This is a genomic window from Enterococcus sp. 5B3_DIV0040, assembly GCF_002140755.1.
Classification (GTDB): Bacteria; Bacillota; Bacilli; order Lactobacillales; family Enterococcaceae; genus Enterococcus_D; species Enterococcus_D casseliflavus.
The window spans coordinates 548,272-569,895 of the sequence record NZ_NGLC01000001.1 but is presented as its reverse complement, the minus strand read 5'-3'; the positions used below and the strand labels follow the sequence as shown (position 1 = coordinate 569,895).

At 45.6% G+C, this 21,624-nt stretch carries 20 protein-coding genes; 7 read left to right on the top strand and 13 right to left on the bottom strand.

Features of this window, described 5'->3' with window-relative positions:
* Positions 1 to 15: 15 nt before the first annotated feature.
* Entirely contained in the window at positions 16 to 996 is a 981-nt protein-coding gene (locus tag A5883_RS02775; RefSeq protein ID WP_015510195.1) for an ROK family protein, read from the bottom strand.
* Between the two features lie 159 nt (positions 997 to 1,155).
* Between A5883_RS02775 and A5883_RS02770 the strand changes: the two genes are divergently transcribed.
* The 3 genes from A5883_RS02770 to A5883_RS02760 are packed head-to-tail and all read left to right on the top strand — an operon-like array spanning position 1,156 to position 3,059.
* Positions 1,156 to 1,548 (top strand): VOC family protein, encoded by a 393-nt coding sequence (locus tag A5883_RS02770; RefSeq protein ID WP_074933412.1) that lies wholly within the window; start codon positions 1,156 to 1,158, stop codon positions 1,546 to 1,548.
* Positions 1,549 to 1,561: 13 nt separating this feature from the next.
* Positions 1,562 to 2,203 (top strand): sugar O-acetyltransferase, encoded by a 642-nt coding sequence (locus A5883_RS02765; RefSeq protein WP_074933409.1) that lies wholly within the window; start codon positions 1,562 to 1,564, stop codon positions 2,201 to 2,203.
* A gap of 19 nt (positions 2,204 to 2,222) precedes the next feature.
* The gene (locus tag A5883_RS02760; RefSeq protein ID WP_074933406.1) at positions 2,223 to 3,059 is read left to right on the top strand and encodes a histidinol-phosphatase HisJ family protein; all 837 of its coding nucleotides are present in this window, start codon (positions 2,223 to 2,225) and stop codon (positions 3,057 to 3,059) included.
* Between the two features lie 119 nt (positions 3,060 to 3,178).
* Here A5883_RS02760 and A5883_RS02755 read toward each other — a convergent pair whose 3' ends face one another.
* From A5883_RS02755 to A5883_RS02740, 4 genes are all read right to left on the bottom strand, one after another.
* Positions 3,179 to 4,903: an ABC transporter permease/substrate binding protein gene (locus tag A5883_RS02755; RefSeq protein ID WP_005228611.1), complete on the bottom strand. Its 1,725-nt coding sequence runs from the start codon at positions 4,901 to 4,903 to the stop codon at positions 3,179 to 3,181.
* Complete coding sequence (locus A5883_RS02750; protein WP_005228609.1) at positions 4,896 to 6,110, bottom strand: quaternary amine ABC transporter ATP-binding protein; 1,215 nt, start codon at positions 6,108 to 6,110, stop codon at positions 4,896 to 4,898. The genes A5883_RS02755 and A5883_RS02750 overlap by 8 nt, the downstream gene beginning before the upstream one ends.
* Positions 6,111 to 6,245: 135 nt before the next feature.
* Entirely contained in the window at positions 6,246 to 6,899 is a 654-nt protein-coding gene (locus tag A5883_RS02745; protein ID WP_005228608.1) for a GntR family transcriptional regulator, read from the bottom strand.
* A gap of 54 nt (positions 6,900 to 6,953) precedes the next feature.
* Positions 6,954 to 8,147, bottom strand: a complete 1,194-nt coding sequence (locus tag A5883_RS02740) for an NAD(P)-dependent oxidoreductase (protein ID WP_074933396.1) — start codon at positions 8,145 to 8,147, stop codon at positions 6,954 to 6,956.
* A 94-nt stretch (positions 8,148 to 8,241) separates the two neighbouring features.
* Between A5883_RS02740 and A5883_RS02735 the strand changes: the two genes are divergently transcribed.
* On the top strand, positions 8,242 to 8,865 hold the full coding sequence (locus A5883_RS02735) for a DapH/DapD/GlmU-related protein (protein ID WP_005228606.1): 624 nt from the start codon (positions 8,242 to 8,244) through the stop codon (positions 8,863 to 8,865).
* Positions 8,866 to 9,059: 194 nt separating this feature from the next.
* Positions 9,060 to 10,598 (top strand): AMP-binding protein, encoded by a 1,539-nt coding sequence (locus A5883_RS02730; protein ID WP_005228605.1) that lies wholly within the window; start codon positions 9,060 to 9,062, stop codon positions 10,596 to 10,598.
* Between the two features lie 72 nt (positions 10,599 to 10,670).
* Here the strand turns inward: A5883_RS02730 and menC are convergent, their stop codons facing one another.
* Genes menC through menB form a run of 6 tightly spaced genes read right to left on the bottom strand, consistent with a single transcriptional unit; the run spans position 10,671 to position 18,011 of the window.
* Positions 10,671 to 11,798, bottom strand: a complete 1,128-nt coding sequence (menC, locus tag A5883_RS02725; RefSeq protein ID WP_016608806.1) for an o-succinylbenzoate synthase — start codon at positions 11,796 to 11,798, stop codon at positions 10,671 to 10,673.
* Between the two features lie 15 nt (positions 11,799 to 11,813).
* Complete coding sequence (gene menH / locus A5883_RS02720; RefSeq protein WP_074933394.1) at positions 11,814 to 12,653, bottom strand: 2-succinyl-6-hydroxy-2,4-cyclohexadiene-1-carboxylate synthase; 840 nt, start codon at positions 12,651 to 12,653, stop codon at positions 11,814 to 11,816.
* The gene (gene menD / locus A5883_RS02715; RefSeq protein ID WP_074933391.1) at positions 12,650 to 14,362 is read right to left on the bottom strand and encodes a 2-succinyl-5-enolpyruvyl-6-hydroxy-3-cyclohexene-1-carboxylic-acid synthase; all 1,713 of its coding nucleotides are present in this window, start codon (positions 14,360 to 14,362) and stop codon (positions 12,650 to 12,652) included. Before menD ends, menH begins: the two co-directional genes overlap by 4 nt.
* Entirely contained in the window at positions 14,355 to 15,719 is a 1,365-nt protein-coding gene (locus tag A5883_RS02710) for an isochorismate synthase (RefSeq protein WP_074933389.1), read from the bottom strand. The genes menD and A5883_RS02710 overlap by 8 nt, the downstream gene beginning before the upstream one ends.
* Positions 15,697 to 17,196, bottom strand: coding sequence for an o-succinylbenzoate--CoA ligase (gene menE, locus A5883_RS02705; RefSeq protein ID WP_086337975.1), 1,500 nt, complete (start codon positions 17,194 to 17,196; stop codon positions 15,697 to 15,699). The genes A5883_RS02710 and menE overlap by 23 nt, the downstream gene beginning before the upstream one ends.
* The gene (gene menB, locus A5883_RS02700; protein WP_005228595.1) at positions 17,196 to 18,011 is read right to left on the bottom strand and encodes a 1,4-dihydroxy-2-naphthoyl-CoA synthase; all 816 of its coding nucleotides are present in this window, start codon (positions 18,009 to 18,011) and stop codon (positions 17,196 to 17,198) included. Before menB ends, menE begins: the two co-directional genes overlap by 1 nt.
* A 188-nt stretch (positions 18,012 to 18,199) precedes the next feature.
* Here menB and A5883_RS02695 point away from each other — a divergent pair, with 188 nt between their 5' ends.
* Both A5883_RS02695 and A5883_RS02690 read left to right on the top strand, forming a co-directional pair.
* Positions 18,200 to 18,568, top strand: coding sequence for a PaaI family thioesterase (locus A5883_RS02695; protein ID WP_005228593.1), 369 nt, complete (start codon positions 18,200 to 18,202; stop codon positions 18,566 to 18,568).
* Between the two features lie 202 nt (positions 18,569 to 18,770).
* Positions 18,771 to 19,970 carry an AI-2E family transporter gene (locus A5883_RS02690; protein WP_005231861.1) on the top strand — a complete coding sequence of 400 codons (1,200 nt, stop codon included), beginning with the start codon at positions 18,771 to 18,773 and terminating at the stop codon, positions 19,968 to 19,970.
* Positions 19,971 to 20,015: 45 nt separating this feature from the next.
* Here A5883_RS02690 and A5883_RS02685 read toward each other — a convergent pair whose 3' ends face one another.
* Positions 20,016 to 20,960, bottom strand: a complete 945-nt coding sequence (locus A5883_RS02685) for an ROK family protein (RefSeq protein ID WP_086337974.1) — start codon at positions 20,958 to 20,960, stop codon at positions 20,016 to 20,018.
* Positions 20,957 to 21,595, bottom strand: a complete 639-nt coding sequence (locus tag A5883_RS02680) for a GyrI-like domain-containing protein (RefSeq protein WP_086337973.1) — start codon at positions 21,593 to 21,595, stop codon at positions 20,957 to 20,959. Before A5883_RS02680 ends, A5883_RS02685 begins: the two co-directional genes overlap by 4 nt.
* Positions 21,596 to 21,624: the final 29 nt, after the last annotated feature.

Here is a 21,624-nt window from a genome sequence, read left to right as displayed (position 1 = left end):
GTTGAATGCTGGGAATCAAAGCCCTAAGCCAGCTGCTTCGATTCCCATCGTGATCAACCCAGCCAAATAATTTTCTGAAAACTGATCGGAAAAGTGTAATTTTGGCAAGACGCCATATTGAAACACTGCTGCCAGCTGCTTTTCCAAAAAGGAGCGCGACACGAGCGCCTGCCATTCAGAGGGCAAAAACAAAATGACTTGATGCGGGTCCGTCACTGCCACGATCGCTTGAAGAGTAGCAGTCACTTGTTCTGGGATCGCCTCTGTTGCCAAAGGGTAAGAAGCCGTGTAGAGATGCGGCAAATGCTTGATTTCGCCACTTAAATGGTTGGCTCCTTTAAAGAGCTGTTGGTCGATGACCAGTCCCGCACCTGGCGGATAATTTTTCGGAAAATAAATGCCAGCCACGATTTTTTTCTCTTCTTTGAAATGAAATACCGCAGCATTCACGTCATTCTCAATAAGCGTTTTTACAGCGATCTCCTTTTCAATCAATTCCCCTAGCGCCATGTCCTTAAATGCTGGAGCATCCATGATCTTCAGTCTTCCAGCAATTTCCACACCAGGAATTCCCACGACTGCCAAGCTGATTTTCGGGTATTCCTGTTTTATCTGACGAATCACTTGCAAGAACTGCGGCAATCGGCCCTCTGCTGACTGCTCATGATGCAAAATGTTCCCGACGAGATCGACGACTGAAAAACGAATCACGATCTGCTGGTCTTCTTCGATAAACTGAATGATCAACAACAGTGTCCGTTGCGCATTGTACTGGTAAGCCGCAGCTTGACGTCCTCCCGTTCGTTGCGGTTGATCCGTCGTCAAAAGCAACTGCTTTTCAATCAATTCAGGAAGCAGCTTGTTGATCGTTACCACGCTTAATTGAGAGGCATCTGCCAGTTGGCGCTTGGTCATAGGCGCTTGCTGCTGTTTTAGCAAATCCAGCAATACTGCCTGATTATGTAATTTAATGGTCGTTGGCTGATAAGCTTTCATTTTTCTCCCCCTCAACGCTCCTATTTTAACAGATAAAAAGCTGGGAATATACCTTTATTAATTTTGTTAACAAAGGTATAATAGAAGCAACTTATTAAACAAAGTTTACTAAGTTCAAAAAAAAACGATCTATGTTGCTTATTAAAGGAGTTGTCGATAATGAAAATTGAACACATCGCACTATATGTCAATGATTTGGAAAAAATGAGGACATTTTATGAAACCTACTTTCAGGCGGTCAGCAACCCAAAATACCATAATCCGAAAACAGGCTTTCAGTCCTATTTTTTGACCTTTGATTCTGGAAGTCGGTTAGAATTAACGACCAAGAAATTTTTAAGCCCTCGTATCAGCGAAAGCTTAGGCTACACTCACCTTGCGATTGCAGTTGGTGATCAAGCTGACGTCGATCGATACGCTCAACGGTTTGTTGAAGATGGCTACCCTCTTTTAAATGGTCCTCGTACAACAGGCGATGGCTATTATGAAGCAGTTATCCAAGACCCCGAAGGCAATTTGATTGAATTAACCACCGACGATTTACCGTCTTAGAAAGGATTTTGCAATGAAAGAAGACTTTGATTATCAAGCGATGTTGGCTGGTCAATTGTATCAAGCTTCTGGCATTCTCCCTGAGAATGGTTCAGCGGAGGGAAAAAAACGTGCCCAGGAAATCAACCACTTACCAGTCGATGACCAAGAACGAATCATCGCCAAAGAAAAAGCACTCTTTGGCAAATTTGGGCAGCATTGCTTTGTCCAACCACCCCTTTATGTTGATTATGGTCGCCATGTTGAGATTGGTGATCACTTTTATGCCAATATGGATTGCATTTTTTTAGATGTCAATAAGATTCTGATTGGTGATCATGTGATGGTGGGACCACGGGTCAGCTTCTATACCGCCGGTCATCCAATCGATTCTGTGGTCCGCAGTCAAGATTTGGAATTTGGCCTACCGATCACCGTCGAAGATTACGTTTGGATCGGGGGCAATAGTACGATTTTACCAGGTGTCACGATCGCCAAACATGCCATCGTCGCTGCTGGTTCCGTCGTCACAAAAGATGTGCCGCCGAATACGATCGTCGGCGGCAATCCAGCCCGTGTGATCCGTGAGATTCAGCCGGCTGACAAAGAACATTGGGAAACTGCCGCCCAGCTCTATCATCAAAAACGAGCAGACTGGCAGAAGCAGCAAAAATAACGAAACAAAAGGAGACGCCATGATTTTTACAGACTATCACGTCCATAGTGATTACAGCGATGATTCTTGGTATTTGATGGAAGATGTAGTCAAAGACGCCATTAAACTAGGCTTAGCAGAAATCTGCTTTACCGATCATGTGGATTATGGAGTCAAAGAAGACTGGCAAGCGACGGATACGTACCTCGTCGGGGCCAATAAAGTTGTAAAAAATGTCTACTACGACTTGTATTTTAACGAACTGGCACGCTTAAAAGAAACATACAGTGACCAAATCAAGCTAAAAACTGGGCTGGAATTTGGGATACAAATGCACACGATCCCACAATTTACCCGTCTTTATCATTCGCATCCCTTTGACTTCATTTTACTTTCCGTTCATCAGGTAGACGATCAAGAATTTTGGACTGGAGAATTTCAAAAAGGACGCAGCCAACAGGAATGCTACGAGCGCTATTATGATGAAATGTATCAGCTAGTCACGACATATAAAGAGTATTCCGTCTTAGCCCATATGGATTTGATTCGTCGTTATTTAGATAAAGAGAAGGACGCTTTTGAACAAACGAAAGAACAAATCGCAGAGATCTTGAAAGTCGTGATCAAAAATGGCAAAGGCATTGAACTGAATACCTCTTCCCACCGTTACGGAATCAACGGGTATACGCCATCGATCGAGATCCTCAAGCTTTATCGTGACTTGGGGGGAAGCATGATAACCATCGGCAGCGACAGTCATAAACCAGAGCAGCTCGGGTTTCAAATCAAAGAGGGACAAGATCTTTTACGGTCATTAGGATTTACTAAGCTCTGTACGTTTGAACAGATGCAGCCGATTTTCCATCGTTTTGCTTAACCTGCGCAAAAGCTCCGTCTTTTGCAAAAATCATCCCCTCGTCTTTCGTCATGAATCTAAGTATTTTAAACAACAAAAAGAACGACCGCTTCAATCTGCGGTCGTTCTTTTTTTAGACATCAGTTCGTCCAAGCAGCAACTTCTTCTGGGTGATTGGCTACCCAATCTTTGGCTGCATCTTCGGCTGACGTTCCGTCATTGATTGCTAACATGACTTCTTCCATGTCTTCTTGTGTCCAGTTGAAACGATCAAGTACTTCGTAGACTTCTGGCATGTCATCTGCTAATCCTTGGCGTACAACAGTGTTGATGCTTTCTGCTTCACCCATTGTTCCTTCTGGATCATCCAGATATTTCAGATCATATTTCGCAAACATCCAATGTGGAGACCAGCCAGTAATAACGATCTCATCTTGGTTCTTGATGGCTTGGCCTAATGCCACTGTCATCGCTCCTGAAGAAGAGGTAGCGACATTCCAATCGGAAAGGTTGTCATACGTTGCAACCGTATTTTCCGCTGCATTTACGACACCAGCGCCTGGTTCGATACCAGTGATGGTTTTTCCAGCTTCGTCAGAAAGGTCTGCGATGGAATCTACATCCATATAACTTGGTACAACGATCCCCAGTTTTGCCCCCTCTAAGTTAGGACCTAAGTTTTCAACTTGGTCTTGGTACTGTTCATACTGGGATTGATGCGTAGATGGCAGCCAAGCAGCGACCATCCCGTCAACTTCCCCTTTTGCCACCGATTCCCACATGATGGCATTATCCAAAGGCGTCGTATTGACTTCGTAGCCCATTTGCGACAAAACTTCTGCCACCACATGGGTAGATGCAACTTCCGTATCCCATTCGACATACGCCAAGTTCACCGTGCCTTTGCTGTCAGAAACATTTCCAAAGGCAAACGATGCTCCAATCAAAGCAACGACTGCCGCTGCAGCAATCCCGCCAAAAAGACGTTTTTGTTTGCGACTTGTCTTGCTGGCTGCTTTTTGATGTGCCGAACGATTCAAATTCTGGGTAAAGCGATCCATGATGATCGCCAAAATAACTAAGGATACCCCACTGACAAATCCGTTACCGACTTGTGCTCGTTGCAAGGCGGACAAGACGCCGCGCCCTAACCCAGGAGCACCGATCATTGACGCGATCACGACCATTGATAATGCCAGCATCGTGGTTTGGTTGACCCCAGCCAAAATAGTGCTTTTGGCTAGTGGCAATTCTAATTTGATCAGTTTTTGCCAGCCAGTCCCACCGAAGGAATCAGAGGCTTCCACCAATTCACGAGAAATTTGGCGAATCCCTAAGTTCGTCATCCGAACGGTTGGTGGTAGAGCAAAGATCACTGAGGCGAAGACCCCAGGAACCATCCCGATCCCAAAGAAAGCAACCGCAGGAATCAAATAAACGAAACCAGGCATCGTTTGCATAAAGTCTAAGATCGGCGTCACGATACTTTGCGCTTTTTCGCTTTTCGCCATTAAGATTCCTAGTGGAATCCCAATGATGATCGAAACCAAACTCGACAATAAGACCAACGTGACGGTGTTCATCAAGTCTGTCCATAACCCTTGGTTATAGATGAACAGCAACCCGACAAAAGTAAAAGCTGGCAAGCCGAATTTTTTGCGTGAAACGAAAAAGGCAGCAGCCGTCAATAAGACGATCATTAATAACGGTGGTACAAACAGTAATACATTTGTAATAGCGTCCATGATAAATTGTCCGAAAGACTGTAAGGCTGAAAACAATCCACTGAAAGTTCCTGTTAGCCAATCAGTAAAGTTTTCGACCCAATCAGCCACCGGAATCGTATGTTGTAAGAAATTATCCATTTGTCACTACCCCTTCCTCTGCTTGAGCGGCTGAATCAGTCTCAGCCAATGCTTCAATCACACTTCCGCGGATCACGACTCCGATCAAACGATCGTTTTCTACCACGGCTAAAGGTGTAGGCGAATCATAGATCAAATTGAAGATATCCGTTACCAGCATATCTTTATCGATCTTTTTAACATTTTTATCAATAACTTCCTTCAAGGTCAGATTGTTTTTCCGTGCCTCACGAGCAGACTCGGCTGTCAGGCTTCCTTTTAGGTGACGACGTTTGTCGACGGCTAACAGCATGCTGACTTCTTCTTTCCGCATCCGGTTCAATGCTACGCTTGGTCCATCGATCTCGATGTTCGTCGTCAATGCTGGGACCATGATGTTTTGCGCAGTCAAGACTTTGGAACGATCGACATCTTCCACGAAATCACGCACGTATTGGTTGGCAGGATTCGTCAAAATATCTTCTCCTGTACCGATCTGCATGATCTGACCATCTTTCATTAAAGCGATCCGGTCACCGATCCGCAAGGCCTCGTTCAAATCATGGGTGATAAAGATAATCGTTTTTTGAACATTGGCTTGCAATTCTAAAAGTTCATCTTGCATTTCACGGCGAATCAGCGGATCTAATGCTGAAAAGGCCTCATCCATCAAGAGGATCTCTGGATCATTGGCTAACGCACGGGCAAGTCCCACACGCTGTTGCATCCCTCCAGACAGCTGGTCAGGGTATTGGTCTTTAAAAGAAAGCAATCCTGAGTTTTCTAACGCTTTTTCCGCTTTCGCTGTTCGTTCTTCTTTCGAGACCCCACGGACTTCTAGTCCGTATTCTGTGTTCTCTAAAATTGTCCGATGAGGGAAAAGGCCAAAGCTTTGGAAAACCATGTTGATTTTGTGACGGCGAACTTCTCGTAGTTCCTCTTTACTCATTTTGGCAACATCCACGCCATCTATGTAAATATCTCCGCCAGACGGCTCGATCAATCGATTCAATAGTCGAATCAATGTTGACTTCCCGCTTCCAGAAAGGCCCATGATGACGAAAATCTCGCCTTCGTTGACTTCAAAGTTCACATCATAGACCCCAACGGTGGCACCCGTTTTTTCTAAAATCTCGTTTTTGCTGCGTTGTTCTTTGACCATGGCAAGAGCTTGCTGCTTTTTCTTACCGAAGATTTTGGTTAAGTGTTCCACTTTAACTTTACTCAAATGATTAATACTCCTTTTTCTGAAAAATTTCACGAAAGTGACCATACTATCTTAACAAGATGTGGTCACTTTGTCAAAAAAAATTTCCCAATGCTTTTTCTTTTGCAAAAAAAGCATGGGAATCAGGAAAAAGAATTACGCTGAATGGTCCGTTGGATAGAAGAAATTGGTCATGCGCTGCAACGCCAATTCATTCCCGACAAAATAAATCGTATTGCCTGCACTGAATTTCGCATAAGGTCCCGGTGACAACAACAATTCTTCGGTTGTTTGGATCGCGATGATCGTCGCCCCTGTTGCCTGCCAAACATTCAATTCGTTGATACTTTTTTCCAAATGCTGCGCCTGTTCCGTCAGCTGAAGCTCAAAGGGCACAAATGGACTCATGTGGTGTACCTTTTTGGTTTGCTGCACTAGCGTGTTCAACAAGTCAGAAAAATTATCCAGCTCTTGCTGCTGCCGCTCCACACTGTCTAAAATATCTTGTCTAATTTCTTGGATCGACTGCACATCTTGGTATTGTTCCACAAAGGCCTGTGCTTTTTCCTTTGAAGCAATATAGGCGCCGCTGCCATGACGGACGTCCATGATTTCTAAATCAACTAATACATTGATCGCTTTGCGGGCTGTTTCAGGAGAGACATTGAAATTGCTGGCTAACGTTGAGCGTGCATGGATCTTTTGCCCAACTTGGTAGCGATTTTCAACGATTCGTTCCGCGATCGCTACGGCAATCTGCTGATAACGAGGCAAAGCGACCTTCTTTTTATCTTGAAACTTATTCGTCATGATGAACTTCCTTTACTTTTTTTTCATCATAACAAGAAACATTGTTGGTGGCAACTATTCACTGGTTCGCGAATTTTTGATCAAGCGGGCACGAATGATCGCTGTTTCTTGCTGTATCTGCTGCTGTAGATCTTGCAGCAGTGTTTCATTTGTCTCATCAAGATCAATCAAAGTATAGGCAACTCCGGCTTTTCTCTCACTCGCCAAATTATCGATATCCACGCCTGCTTCAGAAATGATCCGCAATAATGGGGCAAAAGCACCAGGCTTGTCGTGATAAAACAGCGCTAAGCGATACGGTGCCAAAAAAGGCAACTCTGCATGGGGGAAATTGACCGATTCTTGAATCGTCCCAGCGCGTAAATAGACATGCATGCGATCAAAAACTACGTGATCCCCCTTTTCCAAGGCATTGGTAGTACTGCCGCCGATATGCGGATAACACAACACTTTCGGTTGTCCGATCAAGCCCGCACTAGGAAAATCAGTGATGTATTGTTTGAGCTGATTTTTGGCTAATGCTTCTAAGACGGCTGCTTCTTCCACGATTTCCCCGCGACCAAAATTCATCAACACTGCATTTTTTTTCATCTGCTGAATCGTTTGTCGATTCAGCATGCCTTTGGTCTCTTGACTTAAAGGGAGCAAGACCACTACAAAATCTGATTCGGTCAACAGCATTTGCAGGTCACTGACTTGCTCGTAATCGTGTGCTGCTTTCTTCGTTCGGGCATAGCCCAAAACCTCCATCCCTAGCTGATGACAGGCTTTTGCCACCCGTTCACCGATCTCTCCTAACCCTAAAATACCGATGGTTTTTCCAGCTAATTCTTCGCCAATCACTTCTTTTCGCCGTTCTTCAGCTACCTTCAACACCTCTTCTGCTTCAATTTGACCGGACGTTAGTTCTTCTTGCAAATCGGCTACCGTCTGGATCGCTTTGAATAAGGGGCGGACGCTGAGAAATAAATTGGATAGCACCAACTCTTTGACTGCATTGGCATTGACACCAGGACTATTGAAAACTACTGTGCCATTTTGAGTACACCGTGCCAAATCGATCGTATTGGTGCCTGTTCCTGAGCGAGCGATCACAGCTAATTCTGGTGTGATCAATTCGTTAGGAACCGTTGAACTGCGCACAAACAGCGCCTCTGGGGCCGCTTGATTTTTTAACGAGTATCCTTTTTTGATTGCTCGCTTAGCTATCGTTTCGGTCATCTTATCTAACTGATAAATCGTCTCCATAAAGCAGACCTCCTTTTGTCTTTAGTGCGTATTAGTCAAATAGTACAAAAAAGTGCGGTAAAATGATAGCAATACGCAAGAGAGGATGATTTCTATGCACCTATCGATCACAAATTTTCCAGATGAACAGCCGATCGTTGGCAAAGACTCGCAGCTTCAAGACACAACTTTAGGAGACTATGTCGAAATTGGCGAAGCCAATCACATTGATCATTCTTCCATCGGCAATTATACCTATACGGGGCAATATTGCTTTATTCAGAACAGCCAATTAGGACGTTTTATCAGTATCGCAGCGATGGTCCGCATCGGCCCTACCAATCATCCCTATGAACGCCCTAGTCAGCATCTTTTTGCCTATAATGGCGAAGGCTATGGATTTGCGCCAAAGGACGAGTTCTTCTTAGAAAAACGCAAAGCAAAAACGACTGTCATTGGCAATGATGTCTGGATCGGCCACGGTGCCGTGATCCAATCTGGTTTGACCGTCGGTGATGGTGCCGTGATCGCCTCAAACGCAGTCGTAACCAAAGATGTGCCGCCTTATGCGATCGTCGGCGGGGTTCCAGCAAAAGTGATCAAATACCGCTTTGATCCAGAAACGATCACTGCTTTGCAAGAAATCGCTTGGTGGAATTGGAATCGTGCAGAATTAAAAGCACGCTATTTAGACTTTCGCCTCCCAATCGAAGATTTTGTAGCAAAATACACTCGTTGATTATGCACTTTTTCCGCTTAGTACGAGGAATGAATGATAACACATCACAGTCATTCATTCTTCGAAAGTCTTTGCCCGGATGATTTTTTAGAAATAAATAAAAAACACAAAATATCTATTGTATCGAGGAATTCCTGTGCTAAAATGGAGAAATCAAATGAAGTTTTTCACGAACTTTTAAAGGAGTGTTCTATTTGTCCATTTTAGACTATCGTCCATTGAATCTATACACCAATTATCGCGAAGCTGCTGAGACGTTTCCTGACACCCCCATCATTCATGATGAAGTGTTGCCAGCATTTCCTGAGCTTGGCTATCGTAGTACCTACCGTTCGAGCCATGAAATGATTTTAAAGCGTGCTTATCAACTTGCCTCACTTGGCGTGCAAGCAGGAGATAAAATCATTCTGTATAAATCTTCAAAATTCGATACGTATTTGTTAGCAACGGCTGCTTCTTACCTTGGTGCCGTTCCTGCTATGATCTCCTATCATTTTCCTGCTGAAACCATCGAAGTGTTTGTGGATCGCTTAGAAGATCCTTACATCTTATTTGATGAAGAAACCGAAGGCCGCGTCGCACAAGTGAAAAATAGCAGTACTGACAAACAGATCGCTGTTCGCCATTTGCTGCAGCAGCCAGCGGAACCAGTGGAACAAACTGAATTACCGGTGGATCAAATTTCCTATATGACCCATACTTCTGGAACGACGGGTATTCCAAAATTGATTTGTCATTCAGCAAACTCCATGGGCTGGCGGACAAAATGGCAAAAAACGATCTTCACCAAGATCGATCGCACCAAAGCTGACTCTGATTTAATTGCGTTCCATATTTCACCGGTGCACTCCCGCTTCAATATCGGTATCTCCTCCTTGATGGCGATGGGCTTTCCGATGATGCCATTAGCCAATGCCAACGGCGCTCATGTCGTAGGCATGTTAAAAGAATATCCACCGATTGCTTTGGAAACTCATCCAAACAATTTTGTCCAATGGAGCTTTGTGGCAAAAGAACAACCAGATGCTTTTGCCAATATTCGTTACTATCACTCAACCTTTGATGCCATCAACAATCAAACAATGGCGACTTTTTTAAATACTTCAGCAACAAAAGAAGCACTCTTTTTACAAGTCTATGGCCAAAGTGAATGCGGGCCAATGATCCTAAAAGCACATACCTTAGAAAGCATCGCTACCAACGATGCCCGTGATATGGGTGTCGGTCTGGAGGACTTAACGAGAGCACGGATCGCCGATGCCGAGGGAAACGAGCTGCCAGCCAATACCGATGGGCACATCCATTTCCTTTCAAAAGGACGCGCGTTGACCTATTATAAAGAAGATCAGCGTTTTGCTGACAATGTCTATGGCGCTTGGTGGGACAGTGGTGATTACGGCATGATGGATGATCAGGGACATCTTTACTTAAAAGACCGTCAAGTGGACTTGATCAAAAATATTGAAAGCAATCTTGCCTTGGAAGACCTTTTGCTGGATCATTTAGACTTCCTTGCCGAAGTCGTGATCGTTCGCGACAAAGAAAACTCACCGCAACCAATCATTGCTTTAGCACCAAATCGTCAAATGGATTGGGATGCTTGGTGGAAAATGGTGGAAGATCTCCCTCACCTCAATCAGCCAATTTTACGCGACTACGAAGATATCCCACGAACAGCAACCATGAAAGTCCAACGACTACAAATTGAAAAAGAATTCAAAAACGCAGAATAAAGCAAAAGAAACGGCCCGCAGATTTCCCTGCTGGCCATTTCTTTTGCTTTCGCTGTTTTTTCTTTGCTGATGTTATTCTTTCGCTGATCGTTTTCTTGAGTAGATGCATTCTTTAGGTTGCCCATACTGACTTAGCTTTGTTTCTGCTAACGTGATGCCAAAGCCCTTTCCATCAGGTACCAGCAGCTTGCCTTCATGCAAAGTTGCAGGCTGTGTAATGACATCATCATAAAAGTAACGATCAGAAGCGGAAAGATCGCCAGGAAAATGGAAAATATCTTGACTCGCAAATTGCAAATTCATGGCTCGTCCCACACCAGACTCAAACATGCCGCCTAACCAAACGAGTAGTCCATGAGTTTGACATCGATCAAGGATTCGCAAGGCTTCGGTGATCCCACCGACACGGGGGATTTTCAGGTTGATCGCACGGCAGCTGTCCAGGGCTGCGACGGTATCGACGTCTTCTGCCGATCGAATATCTTCATCCAAACATAGAGGCGTCTTCATCTGCCGCTGCAGCTGACTGTGCCCCACCAGATCTCGTACCTTAAGTGGTTGCTCGATCATCACCAAGCCTAAGTCATCAAGTGCCAAAATGCGTTCTGGCTCACTCTGATAGGCTCCGTTTGCATCTGCCATCAAAAGCAATTCTGGAAAGGCTTGTCGAATCGCTCGCAAGGGTACCAGATCTTGCCCAGGCTTGATTTTTAATTTGATTCGTTGATACCCTTGGGCGACATAATCGGCAACAAGAGCCACTAGTTTTTCGACAGAGTCTTGTATGCCAAGACTAACGCCAACAACGACACTCGGTCGGGTTGCGGTATACAGCTCTTTCACACTTTGATGCGTTTGCTTGCCATATAGATCCCAAATCGCTGTTTCCAAAGCCGATTTTGCCATGTAGTTTCCTTGGACCGTTTGAAACAGTTGACAAACTTCTTGCGGATGCTCGATCTCTTGGTCAATCAATAATGGGATCAGTGCTGTTTCAATCACTTGTCGAGCAGAAAAGAGGGTTTCTTCAATGTAATCTGGCTGCTCAAAAGCGACCAATTCACCGATGCCCATCGTTTTATCCTCTGTCGTCACCAAATAAAGATCAAAAGCTTTTTCTGTTAATTGTCCATAACTTGTCACAAAGGGTTGTTTGAGGGGCAAGCGACAGGCGATGCGTTCAATTTTTTCAATCTTCATTGCGTTCTCTCCTTGTCAATCAGCTGACTGTGGCCCCGATCCTTTTACAAACCATTGATCGATTTCATGACGAACCTGTGTCGGCTGTTCTAAATGGATACAATGTCCAGCATTAGCAACGACTTTGATGGTCATCTCTGGTTGCAGCTGCTTCATTTGGTGGGCGATTTTACGAAACTTTACATCTTTTTCCCCCGCTAAATAAAGAATTTCACAAGCTAGCTGCGGAAGTGCCGACCAACAGCTTGGCTGTTTGCCAGTACCACCGTAAATCAAGCTTACTGCCAAGCCAAATTTGTTTTGCTGCAAGCGTCCTTGCCGTACAGCAGCCTGCTGCGCTAAAGGTAGCTCCTTTTGACTAGCAAACAACGGCAGTTCTTGCCAGTAATCGACAAAATCGACCAAAGGCTCCCTTAGTAAGCGCAACGCTAAGCGACGATCGTGCCGCTGACGAGCGAGTCGTTCCGCTGGATCAGCTAACCCAGGTGAACCACTCTCAAGCAAAAGATGGGTCACTGCCGTTGGTTCCATGACCGCCCAGACAAGTGCGATTCGCGCCCCCATCGAGTAGCCATACAGGCCATAACGTTCAATCCCTAACTTCGCTAAAAGGTGTGCGAGATCCTCCACCAGTAAAGGAAGTTCATAACGCATGGGATGGACATAAATCGATGAACGTCCATGTCCAATCAAATCGATTGCCAATACATTGTAAAAACCTTCCTCTGCAAAAACCGGTCGAAAGCTTTCCGAAGAACCCGTGAAGCCATGCAATGCCACAAGGGTTGGTAAGGATGGTCGATACGGCTGCAGCCACTGATAAAAATAACTGACGCCATTTATCGTGTCCTTCATTGCTGCGCTCCTGCCTCGCTAAACTGCTGTTGGAGTGCTTGCCAAGTGTTGACCGGATCTTTTTGCTCACCCTTCACTTCGATTATTTGAAAGCGCGGCTGTTGACTTGTTTCCGTTAAAATCGTTTGAAACTCTAGCAAAGAGGTCGGTGTGTGCCAATCTGCCTCATATAAGGCCGCCACTTTTTGAAACTCAAGATCTAACGGAGTACCAAAGAGCGGGACAAAGTCGTTTGGTTCTAAGGTGTTTTGTGACAAAAAGGAAAAAATCCCACCACCGTTATTATTCAGTAAAATGATCGTTACTGGCAATTGATACTGGCGCAGTAGTTGTAGGCCGTTCATATCATGGTACAACGCTAAATCACCAATCAACAAGTAGGTAGGCTTTTGACTGGCGGAAGCAATCCCAGCCACGGTCGAGACAAGGCCGTCGATCCCATTGACGCCCCGGTTTCCATACACGCGATAAGTGGAGGTAGTTTTGCTGCCGTAGCGATCAAAAAAACGGATCGCATTGCTGTTTGCCAAAAGAATTTGCGCTTCTTCAGGCAAACATTGTTGGAGCATGCGCACAGCGCTGCTCTCATCCCATTGTTGCAACTGGGGACTTGCAGCAATCACCTGATCTGCCCGCGCTTGAAGTGCTTGCCATTGTTGTTGCCACGCCGTATGTTTGACGATCGGCAACTGGGTGATGGCCGCCACGAAAGTGCTGATCGCTGTTTCGATCAAATAGTTTGCCCGATGCAGCTGATCTTGCCACTGCCCCGATGGATCAACAAAGAGCCACGTCGTCGTATCCGCTGCTTTGTTCAACCATAATAGGACATTTTTAGTGACTGGTAAGCGACCAAAACGCACGACCACTTCTGGTTGGAAGGCAGAAGTCAATTGCGGGAAAACAAGATCGGCTTGACTGATAAATGTTCCTACTTTGGTACCGGCTGTCGCCAGATTGGTCAATGGATCGCCGACGATCGGCCAGCCTAATTTCTCCGAAAAAGCCAGCAACTGCTGCGCTTCTTCGATCGTAAGGCTTTCTCCAGCAATCAGAATACCTTTTTTCTCAAAGTAAGGGGCTAGCTGGGTGATCATCTCTGCTGACAGCTCTTGTTGTGGTGCCAGATAGCTCACGTCTTGCTGCATACTGCATTGGCGACTAAAGTCAGGCAACAGCGGCTCCCGTAATGGAAAGTTGATTTGGACAGGGCCTTTCGGCTGTTTTTGCGCTTCGATCGTGCAAGTTGCAGCTTGCCAAAAACTATAACGCAACAAAGCAGGATCGTTTTCTGGCACCGTCATCTCTACCATCTTTTTGACATGAGAGGCATACAAATTCTGTTGATCCATTGCCTGTGGCGCCCCAACGCCCCGCAGTTCTGGTGGGCGATCAGCCGTTAAGACGATCAGTGGCAAGTTGGTAGCTTCTGCTTCACAAACAGCTGGATAATAATTGGCTGCTGCAGTTCCAGAAGTACACAGTAAGATCGTTGGCTGGAGATCAACTTTGGACATCCCTAAAGCAAAAAAAGCAGCCGAACGTTCATCGACAGCCACCGTACAGGTGATCTCAGGATCACGATGCAATAGTAGCGCCAATGGCGTGGAGCGTGAACCGGGACTAATGACTGCTCGCTTCGCACCCGCTGCTTTTAGTCCTTGGATCGCCGCTAGTAAATAGTCTGTCATGACTGTCTGGTTATTCATCTCCTAAGATCCCTCTCCTCATCGGTTGAAATTTTAACCGTGTTTCTTGACGTTCGGATTCCGCATCTGAATCGGCAACGATCCCACAGCCCGCATACAGCGTTGCTTGATTGCCGCTAAAGAATCCTGAGCGGATCGCCACAGCAAACTCGCCAATATCTTCTTGAATACCCAACCAACCGATCGGTCCACCGTACATCCCTCTGCTGGCTGGTTCATGGGTACGAATCCATGAGACGGCTGCTTCTTTCGGTTCTCCCCCCAATGCTGGGGTCGGGTGTAGTTTTTGCACGGCGGTCAGAAAGTTGACTCCTGCCTTTCTTTGCCCTGCTAAAGGAACAAACAAATGCTGAATGTCACGATTTTTGATCACGGAACGGGCTTCTGATTGAAAGCCGTCAGCTAACAAAGTGGCCAATGCCGTTTCTAAGCGATCGACAACTACTTGATGTTCATGGGTATTTTTTGCGTCCGCTAAGAGGGCTTGTGCCAGTGCCTCATCTTCATCTTTGGTTTTGCCTCTTGGTGCGGAACCTGCGATACTCACCGTTTCAAACTGATCGACAGTCGCTTTTAGCAAGCGTTCTGGCGTCGCACCAGCAAAAACATGGCCCCCATGTTCGATGGCAAAAAGATAGGTATTCGGCTGCTGTTGCGCCAACCGTTGCAACACCGCAGCACTAATGATCGACTGCTTCGTTTCTACCTTCATTCGTCTTGCCAGAACCACTTTTTTCAACGGTGTTTCAGTTGAGCGAATGGCTGCCACTGTCTCTTCGACCGCTTGCAGCCATTGGGTCACCTCTAGTTCCTCTTGTGCCTGAAAAGCAGGCGTTTCTGCTACAAGACTCTTGTCCGAATTGGCCTGCAACCAGCTTGCGACTTTTTCCTGTAAGGCAGCGACTTTTTGTTGTCGTTGTTTCTCGGAAGAAGCGGCTACTGTATAAACGACGCCACACTGATCGCCAGTTTTGCTGACCAGTATTTCTGGCAACGCAAAGAGACCAGCACCTAGCTCAGCCCAATCCTGACTGACTTCTGCCTGTTCATCAAAAGCAAAACCGCCAACTAACTGCGCCTGAAAAGGTGCCTCTGGTTGATAGTGGGCTTGCTTTAAGAGAGAGCGGACTTCTGAAAAGTCTGCAAGTTTGGGTTGCGAAAAAGTGGCTAACCAACCCAACCCTACCATACTAGTCGTTTCATCAGGAGTACGCCAGAAATAGCGTTCCCCTCGATATTCTTGTGCCGCTGCATAAAGAGCCAGTAAGTCACACCTTTCTATAGGTTGATACTCACTCAAATAGGTTTTCCCGGCAGCGATCGCTGCCTCATAATTACTTGTTGATTTGCTGTTCAATGTAGTTCACTCTTTCTTCACTCAGCAATAGCCTTTTTAAAACTTTACCGCTTGCTGTGCGCGGCATTTCTCGCACGTGATAAAAGCGGCGCGGAAATTTATAGTGGGCGATCTGCCCTTCTAACGTATCCAATAAAGCTTGGAAGTGGATCGGTTCATTTAACGTTAAATAAGCCGCGACAGATTGTCCCCACTCCTCGTCTGGCTCCCCCACCACAGCTGCCTCTTTGACCGCTGGATGCTGCAACAAGGCTTGCTCCACTTCTGCGGGATAGATGTTTTCTCCACCAGATATGATCAGTTCGCTTGCACGACTGACTACATACAAAAAGCCCTCTTGATCAAGATAACCTAGATCTCCTGTGGCAAACCAGCCCTCTTGGTCCCACTGCTGTGGACTGCGATCGTTCAAGTAACGAGTCGTGATCGCAGGTCCTTGCAGTTGGATCTCTCCGATCGGCTGGGTATTTTCAGCAGTCTGGTGGTCTGCCATTTTCCCATCAGTCGCAATTCGTAAATGGACACCTTGCAGGGGAACCCCAGAGGCGCCGATTTTCTCAGAAGCTTTTTCTGGCGGCAATGCCACCACTTGTGAGCAGGTTTCTGTCATCCCATAGGATTGAATCACAGAAAGCTGATTTTGCTGGCATTTTTCCAATACACTTTTGGCAATCGGACCGCCGCCTAGCAGGATATAACGCAACGAATCAAAGCCTTGTTGGGGCACCAAGGGCAGCAAATCTATCAGCATTTTTGCCACCAAAGAAACGATCGTCCCTTTCCCTGCTTCAAGGTCTTTTGCCATTTCTCCAGCATCAAAGCGCTCATACAAACGAACACTCATCCCAAGTCGCAAGGACCGTAAGAGAATTGATAACCCACTGATATGATACAGCGGAACTGCACAAAGCCAACAATCCTCGCTAGTGATGGCTAAGTTTTTTTGAGTCGCTTCGGCACTTGCTAGATGATTCCCAAAGGTTTGGGGCACACCCTTGGGATTGCCAGTCGTACCAGATGTATACATAATTGAAGCCACTTGCTCTGCTTGATAGATTGCTTCATTAGGACCAAACGAAGGAACAACAGAACCAACAAAAGCCTCCGCCTGTTTGATCGCTTGTCCAAAGGTCAAGCTGCGAACACCCGAAATCGCAGCCTGATCCGCCGCGATCACCCAGTCGCAGTGGGCATCTTGCAATTGGAAGGAGATTTCAGCGGCTGTCAATCGCGTATTCAGCAGCTGGACTTCGATCCCCAACTCCCATAACGCAAGGATCGTAAAGACCATTTCAGGGGAGTTATTGCTAAAAAGAGCTACCCGGTTTGGCTGATCAACGAATTGGGCTTGATAATAAGCAGCGTAATCATAAACCTCTTTTTGCAAGGCAGCAAACGACCAGCTTTTTTCATGCCAATAAAAAGCTGGTCGTTCTGGATGAAGTTGTGCTTGCCTTTGCAGCCAACTCCCAGTCATTATGGGAATTTAGGGAATTGGTCGAAGTCTGGTTGACGTTTTTCTTTAAACGCGTCACGACCTTCTTTGGCTTCATCCATCGTGTAATACAATAAGGTCGCATCGCCAGCTAATTGCTGAATGCCAGCTAATCCGTCCGTATCTGCGTTCATTGATGCTTTGATCATGCGTAACGCCAACGGGCTCTTTTGCAGCATCGTTTCTGCCCATTCCATCGTTTCATCTTCTACTCGATCAAGAGGAACGACTGTATTGATCCAGTTCATCGCCAATGCTTCTTCGGCGGTATATTGTTTTGTCATGAACCAAACTTCCTTGGCTTTTTTATGACCGATCGTCCGTGCAAGATAGCCCGAACCATAGCCACCATCAAAACTACCGACATTTGGTCCAGTTTGACCAAATTTAGCGTTATCAGCGGCGATCGTTAAATCACAAACCAATTGTAAAACATTTCCGCCGCCGATCGACCAGCCTTTGACCATGGCGATCACCGGTTTTGGTAACGTGCGAATCAAGCGTTGCAGATCCAATACGTTTAAGCGAGGAACCTGATCTTCCCCAACGTAGCCACCGTGACCACGGACTTTTTGGTCTCCGCCTGAACAAAAGGCTTTATCGCCGGCGCCTGTCAAGATAATCACGCCGATGCCTGGTTCATCGCGACTGATCGAAAATGCATCAATCATTTCAAACACCGTTTTTGGTGTAAACGCATTGTGGACTTCTGGGCGGTTAATCGTGATTTTCGCCACTTTTCCATGTTGTTCAAACAAAATTTCATCGTACTCTTTTAAGGTTTTCCATTCTCTCATTACTTGTTCCTCCTCAATTCACATAGCTCTATTATACACATATCTAGTCGCTTTTCGTTAGAAATTGCTTTGGTTAAGGGAATTTCTTAAGACTTCTCCCCCTGTTGCCGACTTTCTGAGATCTTCGGCTATTTCTACCAAAACTCGTGCTATAATCATGGTAACTTTCTTAGAAAAAGGAGCAAAAAATGAATTTACTGGAAGCCTTAGAAATCGAAGTAGAAGCAGCAACAGCCGATTTTGTTCGTTTACGGATGCCGATCAAAGCGCAGCACAAACAGCCTTTTGGTCTCGTTCACGGTGGCATTAACGGTGTTTTGATCGAGACCGCCTGTAGCATCGGTGCCAATCAAGCTTTGGCTCAAGAAGAGGCCTTTGCCGCCGGCGTTGACCTGCAAGTCAATCATCTAGCCGCCGCCCAAGAAGGAACCCTGATCGTAGAAGCTAGTCCTGATCGTATCGGCGCTCGTATCCAAACTTGGCAAGCCACTATTTGGTTAGCTAGCGGGTTAAAAACTGCCGTTGGGCGCTGCACCTTAACGACTGTGCGCAAATAATCCTTTACGCTCCTGTATTGTGCTCACGGGAGCGTTTTTTGGTCTGTTTTGAAGAAAGAGGTCACCAGTCAACGCCTTATTAAAGATATTCTTTCATTATAAAGATATTGAGAATGTGAGCGTGGTTTTTTCGAAAGGTACGTTGTTTTTTTACAGAATAGGGGTCTTTCGTTATAATGTAGCTAAGAAAGCGAGGCTTATTATGAAAAATAACCGATTGATCCACTTTTTAGGCGGCAAAACAAGCTATTATGTCTTAGGACTGATTATCTTGTCGGCAGTTGCTGTCTTTTTGCTAAATCAGATTTCTTTTTTATTTACACCCTTTTCAGCCATTCTTACAGCTATTATCCCACCCTTTTTATTTGGGCTGATCCTTTACTATCTGTTTAATCCGGTGGTCGATAAATTGGAAACGAAAAAAATTCCCCGCAGTGCTTCGATTGCTGGGATCTATCTGTTGATTCTTTTGTTGATCGTCTTTGCTGGTTTCCAGCTTTATCCGATTTTGGAGCAGCAAACCACCGATCTGATCAATAGCTTACCAAGTTTGGTCAGTGACTTTGAGAAAAACGCGACCGCCTTTTTAGAAAATACCCCATTTCAAGATGAGATGGCACAAATTACAGACACACTACAAAATATCACCAGTAATATCATGAGTTTTATTGGAGACTATTGGCAAACTGGTGCCGCTGGGCTCAGCAGTTTGTTTTCAACCATTTCGACCTTGTTCATTGCTTTGTTTACTGGACCGATCATTGCCTTTTTCTTATTGCGTAACCCAAACAAGTTTTATTTTTCGGTCCTCTCATTAGTGCCACCACGTTTTCGCAAAGACTTTAATGAAATCGTCAAAATCTCTGACTTACAAGTCGGTGCCTTTTTGAAAGGACAAATCATTTCATCCCTGATTTTAGGGGCGATCTATTGGGTCGTTTTCCTCTTGATCGGCCTAGAGTATGCCAGTATTCTGGCGATCGCCGCTGGTCTGCTTTGCATCATCCCCTATATCGGACCTTTTATCGTCTTTTTCCCGGGGCTTTTCATTGCCGCACAAGACTCCACCGGGATGTTGGTTAAGTTTTTGATTGCTTGGTTTGCTGTACAGCTGCTTCATGGCGATTTAGTCGTGCCCCGTGTGATGGGTGACCGATTGAAAATCCATCCTATTACGATTCTGGTTGTTTTATTGGTGATGGGTGATTTGATGGGAATCGTTGGGGTGATTTTCGGAATCCCGATTTATTGTCTGCTAAAAGTTCTTGTCGTTTACGTGTTCCGCAAATTCAAGCAGCGCTACAACCGCTATTACGGTCAAGACGGCAAATACTTCCACAGTGCCTTCACTAGCAAAGATTACCTAGGTGACGAAGACAAAGACACCAAGAAAAAAGCCTAAAAAACTGCTGCGAATCGTTGGTTCGCGGCAGTTTTTTTGTCTATTTTATTTCATCTCATGTTCCAAAAAGAAATGATAGAGCGCCCCTAATAAATTGGCGTCATTTTGAAATTTGCAGGCTTGGATCTCCGGCTTCGTCAAGGTCTGCTGCAAAATCGGCAAACTAGCCAGCAGTTGCTGATACTGACGGTCGATTTCTTCCACCACGATCGCTTGGGCACTGATGCCACCACCAATCACGAAGCGCTCTAAGTCGATCACGGCTTGAACATTGAGTATGACACACGCAATTTCTCGGCAATACGCTGTAAACAGCGCCCAGACCCATGGCTCTTTTTGATTGATAGCGTCAAAAACTGCTTCGCCATCCGCAAAATCAGCTAAGCCTAGCAGTTGGGCGCTGCGGCGAATCATGGCGACCGCTGAACCGCTAAAACCTGCCAATTGCTGCAGGGTCAATCCCTGATTATTTGGTTGCTCAGCGTTTTCTGGAGCATCGCTTCTCTTAGTGGCATTTAGTAGAAAACTTAATTCCCCTGCTTGAAAATGTGCACCTTGGATCAGTTTTCCTTCAACGATCACACCACCACCCAAACCAGTACCTAATGTTATGGCAGCCCCATTTTGAATCCCTTTAAGGTTTCCTAGCCACCATTCAGCTAATGCGGCTGCCTTACCATCGTTGGTCACAGCCAGCGGCACTTGGTACTTTGCCAGCAGCTGTTTTAAGGAGACTCCATCTAAAAAAGGCAATGCCCCGCCAAACGAGATCGTCCCTGTCTCTGGGTTGACTTTTCCTGGAGTACTAACAGCAATGCCCCGAATGCTCCCATGAACGTCTTCAATGATCGTTTCAATCCCTGTCAGAAATTCCGTAAGATTTTTCGGCGTATCCATCCGTCCTCGCGTCAGAATATTCCCCGAGCGATCAATGACAGCCGATTTGATTTTCGTGCCGCCGATGTCGATGCTTAAATAGTTTTTATTCACTGAATCCCACCCTCTGCTTCTACTGCCCATCGTAGGACCGTTTTGGCTTTATCTGGTGAAACTTTTCGCGGATCAGACAAATAGATTTCTCGATGCTGGAACGTGTCCATCGTTGGACGGATCACTAACTGCTCTTGTTTTAACAGCTCCTTCATTTTCGCAAATGTTTCCGCTTCAGTGTCAAAAGAACCTGTATGCATCGCTTGCAGACACAATCCTTCTTCATAGCGCTCAAAGATGAGCTTTTCTAGATTTGGATTGTCTTTCTTCTCTTTGACGGCCAAGAGCTGTTCTTGAAACAGTGTTTCCGTGACTGGTTCTGGTTGGCGAATCATGATTTTGTAGATCAATTCTTCTTTGTTGACGGCACCGGCTGGCTTTGTCAGAGAGGTCCACACACCTTCTAAAGGAAAGACCGTGTATTCAAAGGGTTCATTGCCAAAAGCCCCTTTTTTCAATCCCATCCTGAGTGAATAAGAAATCGTATATAAAGCGGCGATCTCTTCGCTGAATTCAGGTCGATTCGGATTGCCGCTGCCGCTCAAACTGATAAATTGATACGTTGGCACCTCGATCACTGTTGGTTTTTTGGGAAGATAGAGCTCTTTTTCTAGTTTGCGCCATTCATACTTCATAAGGACCCTCCTCGATTTGCTTTTCTTTA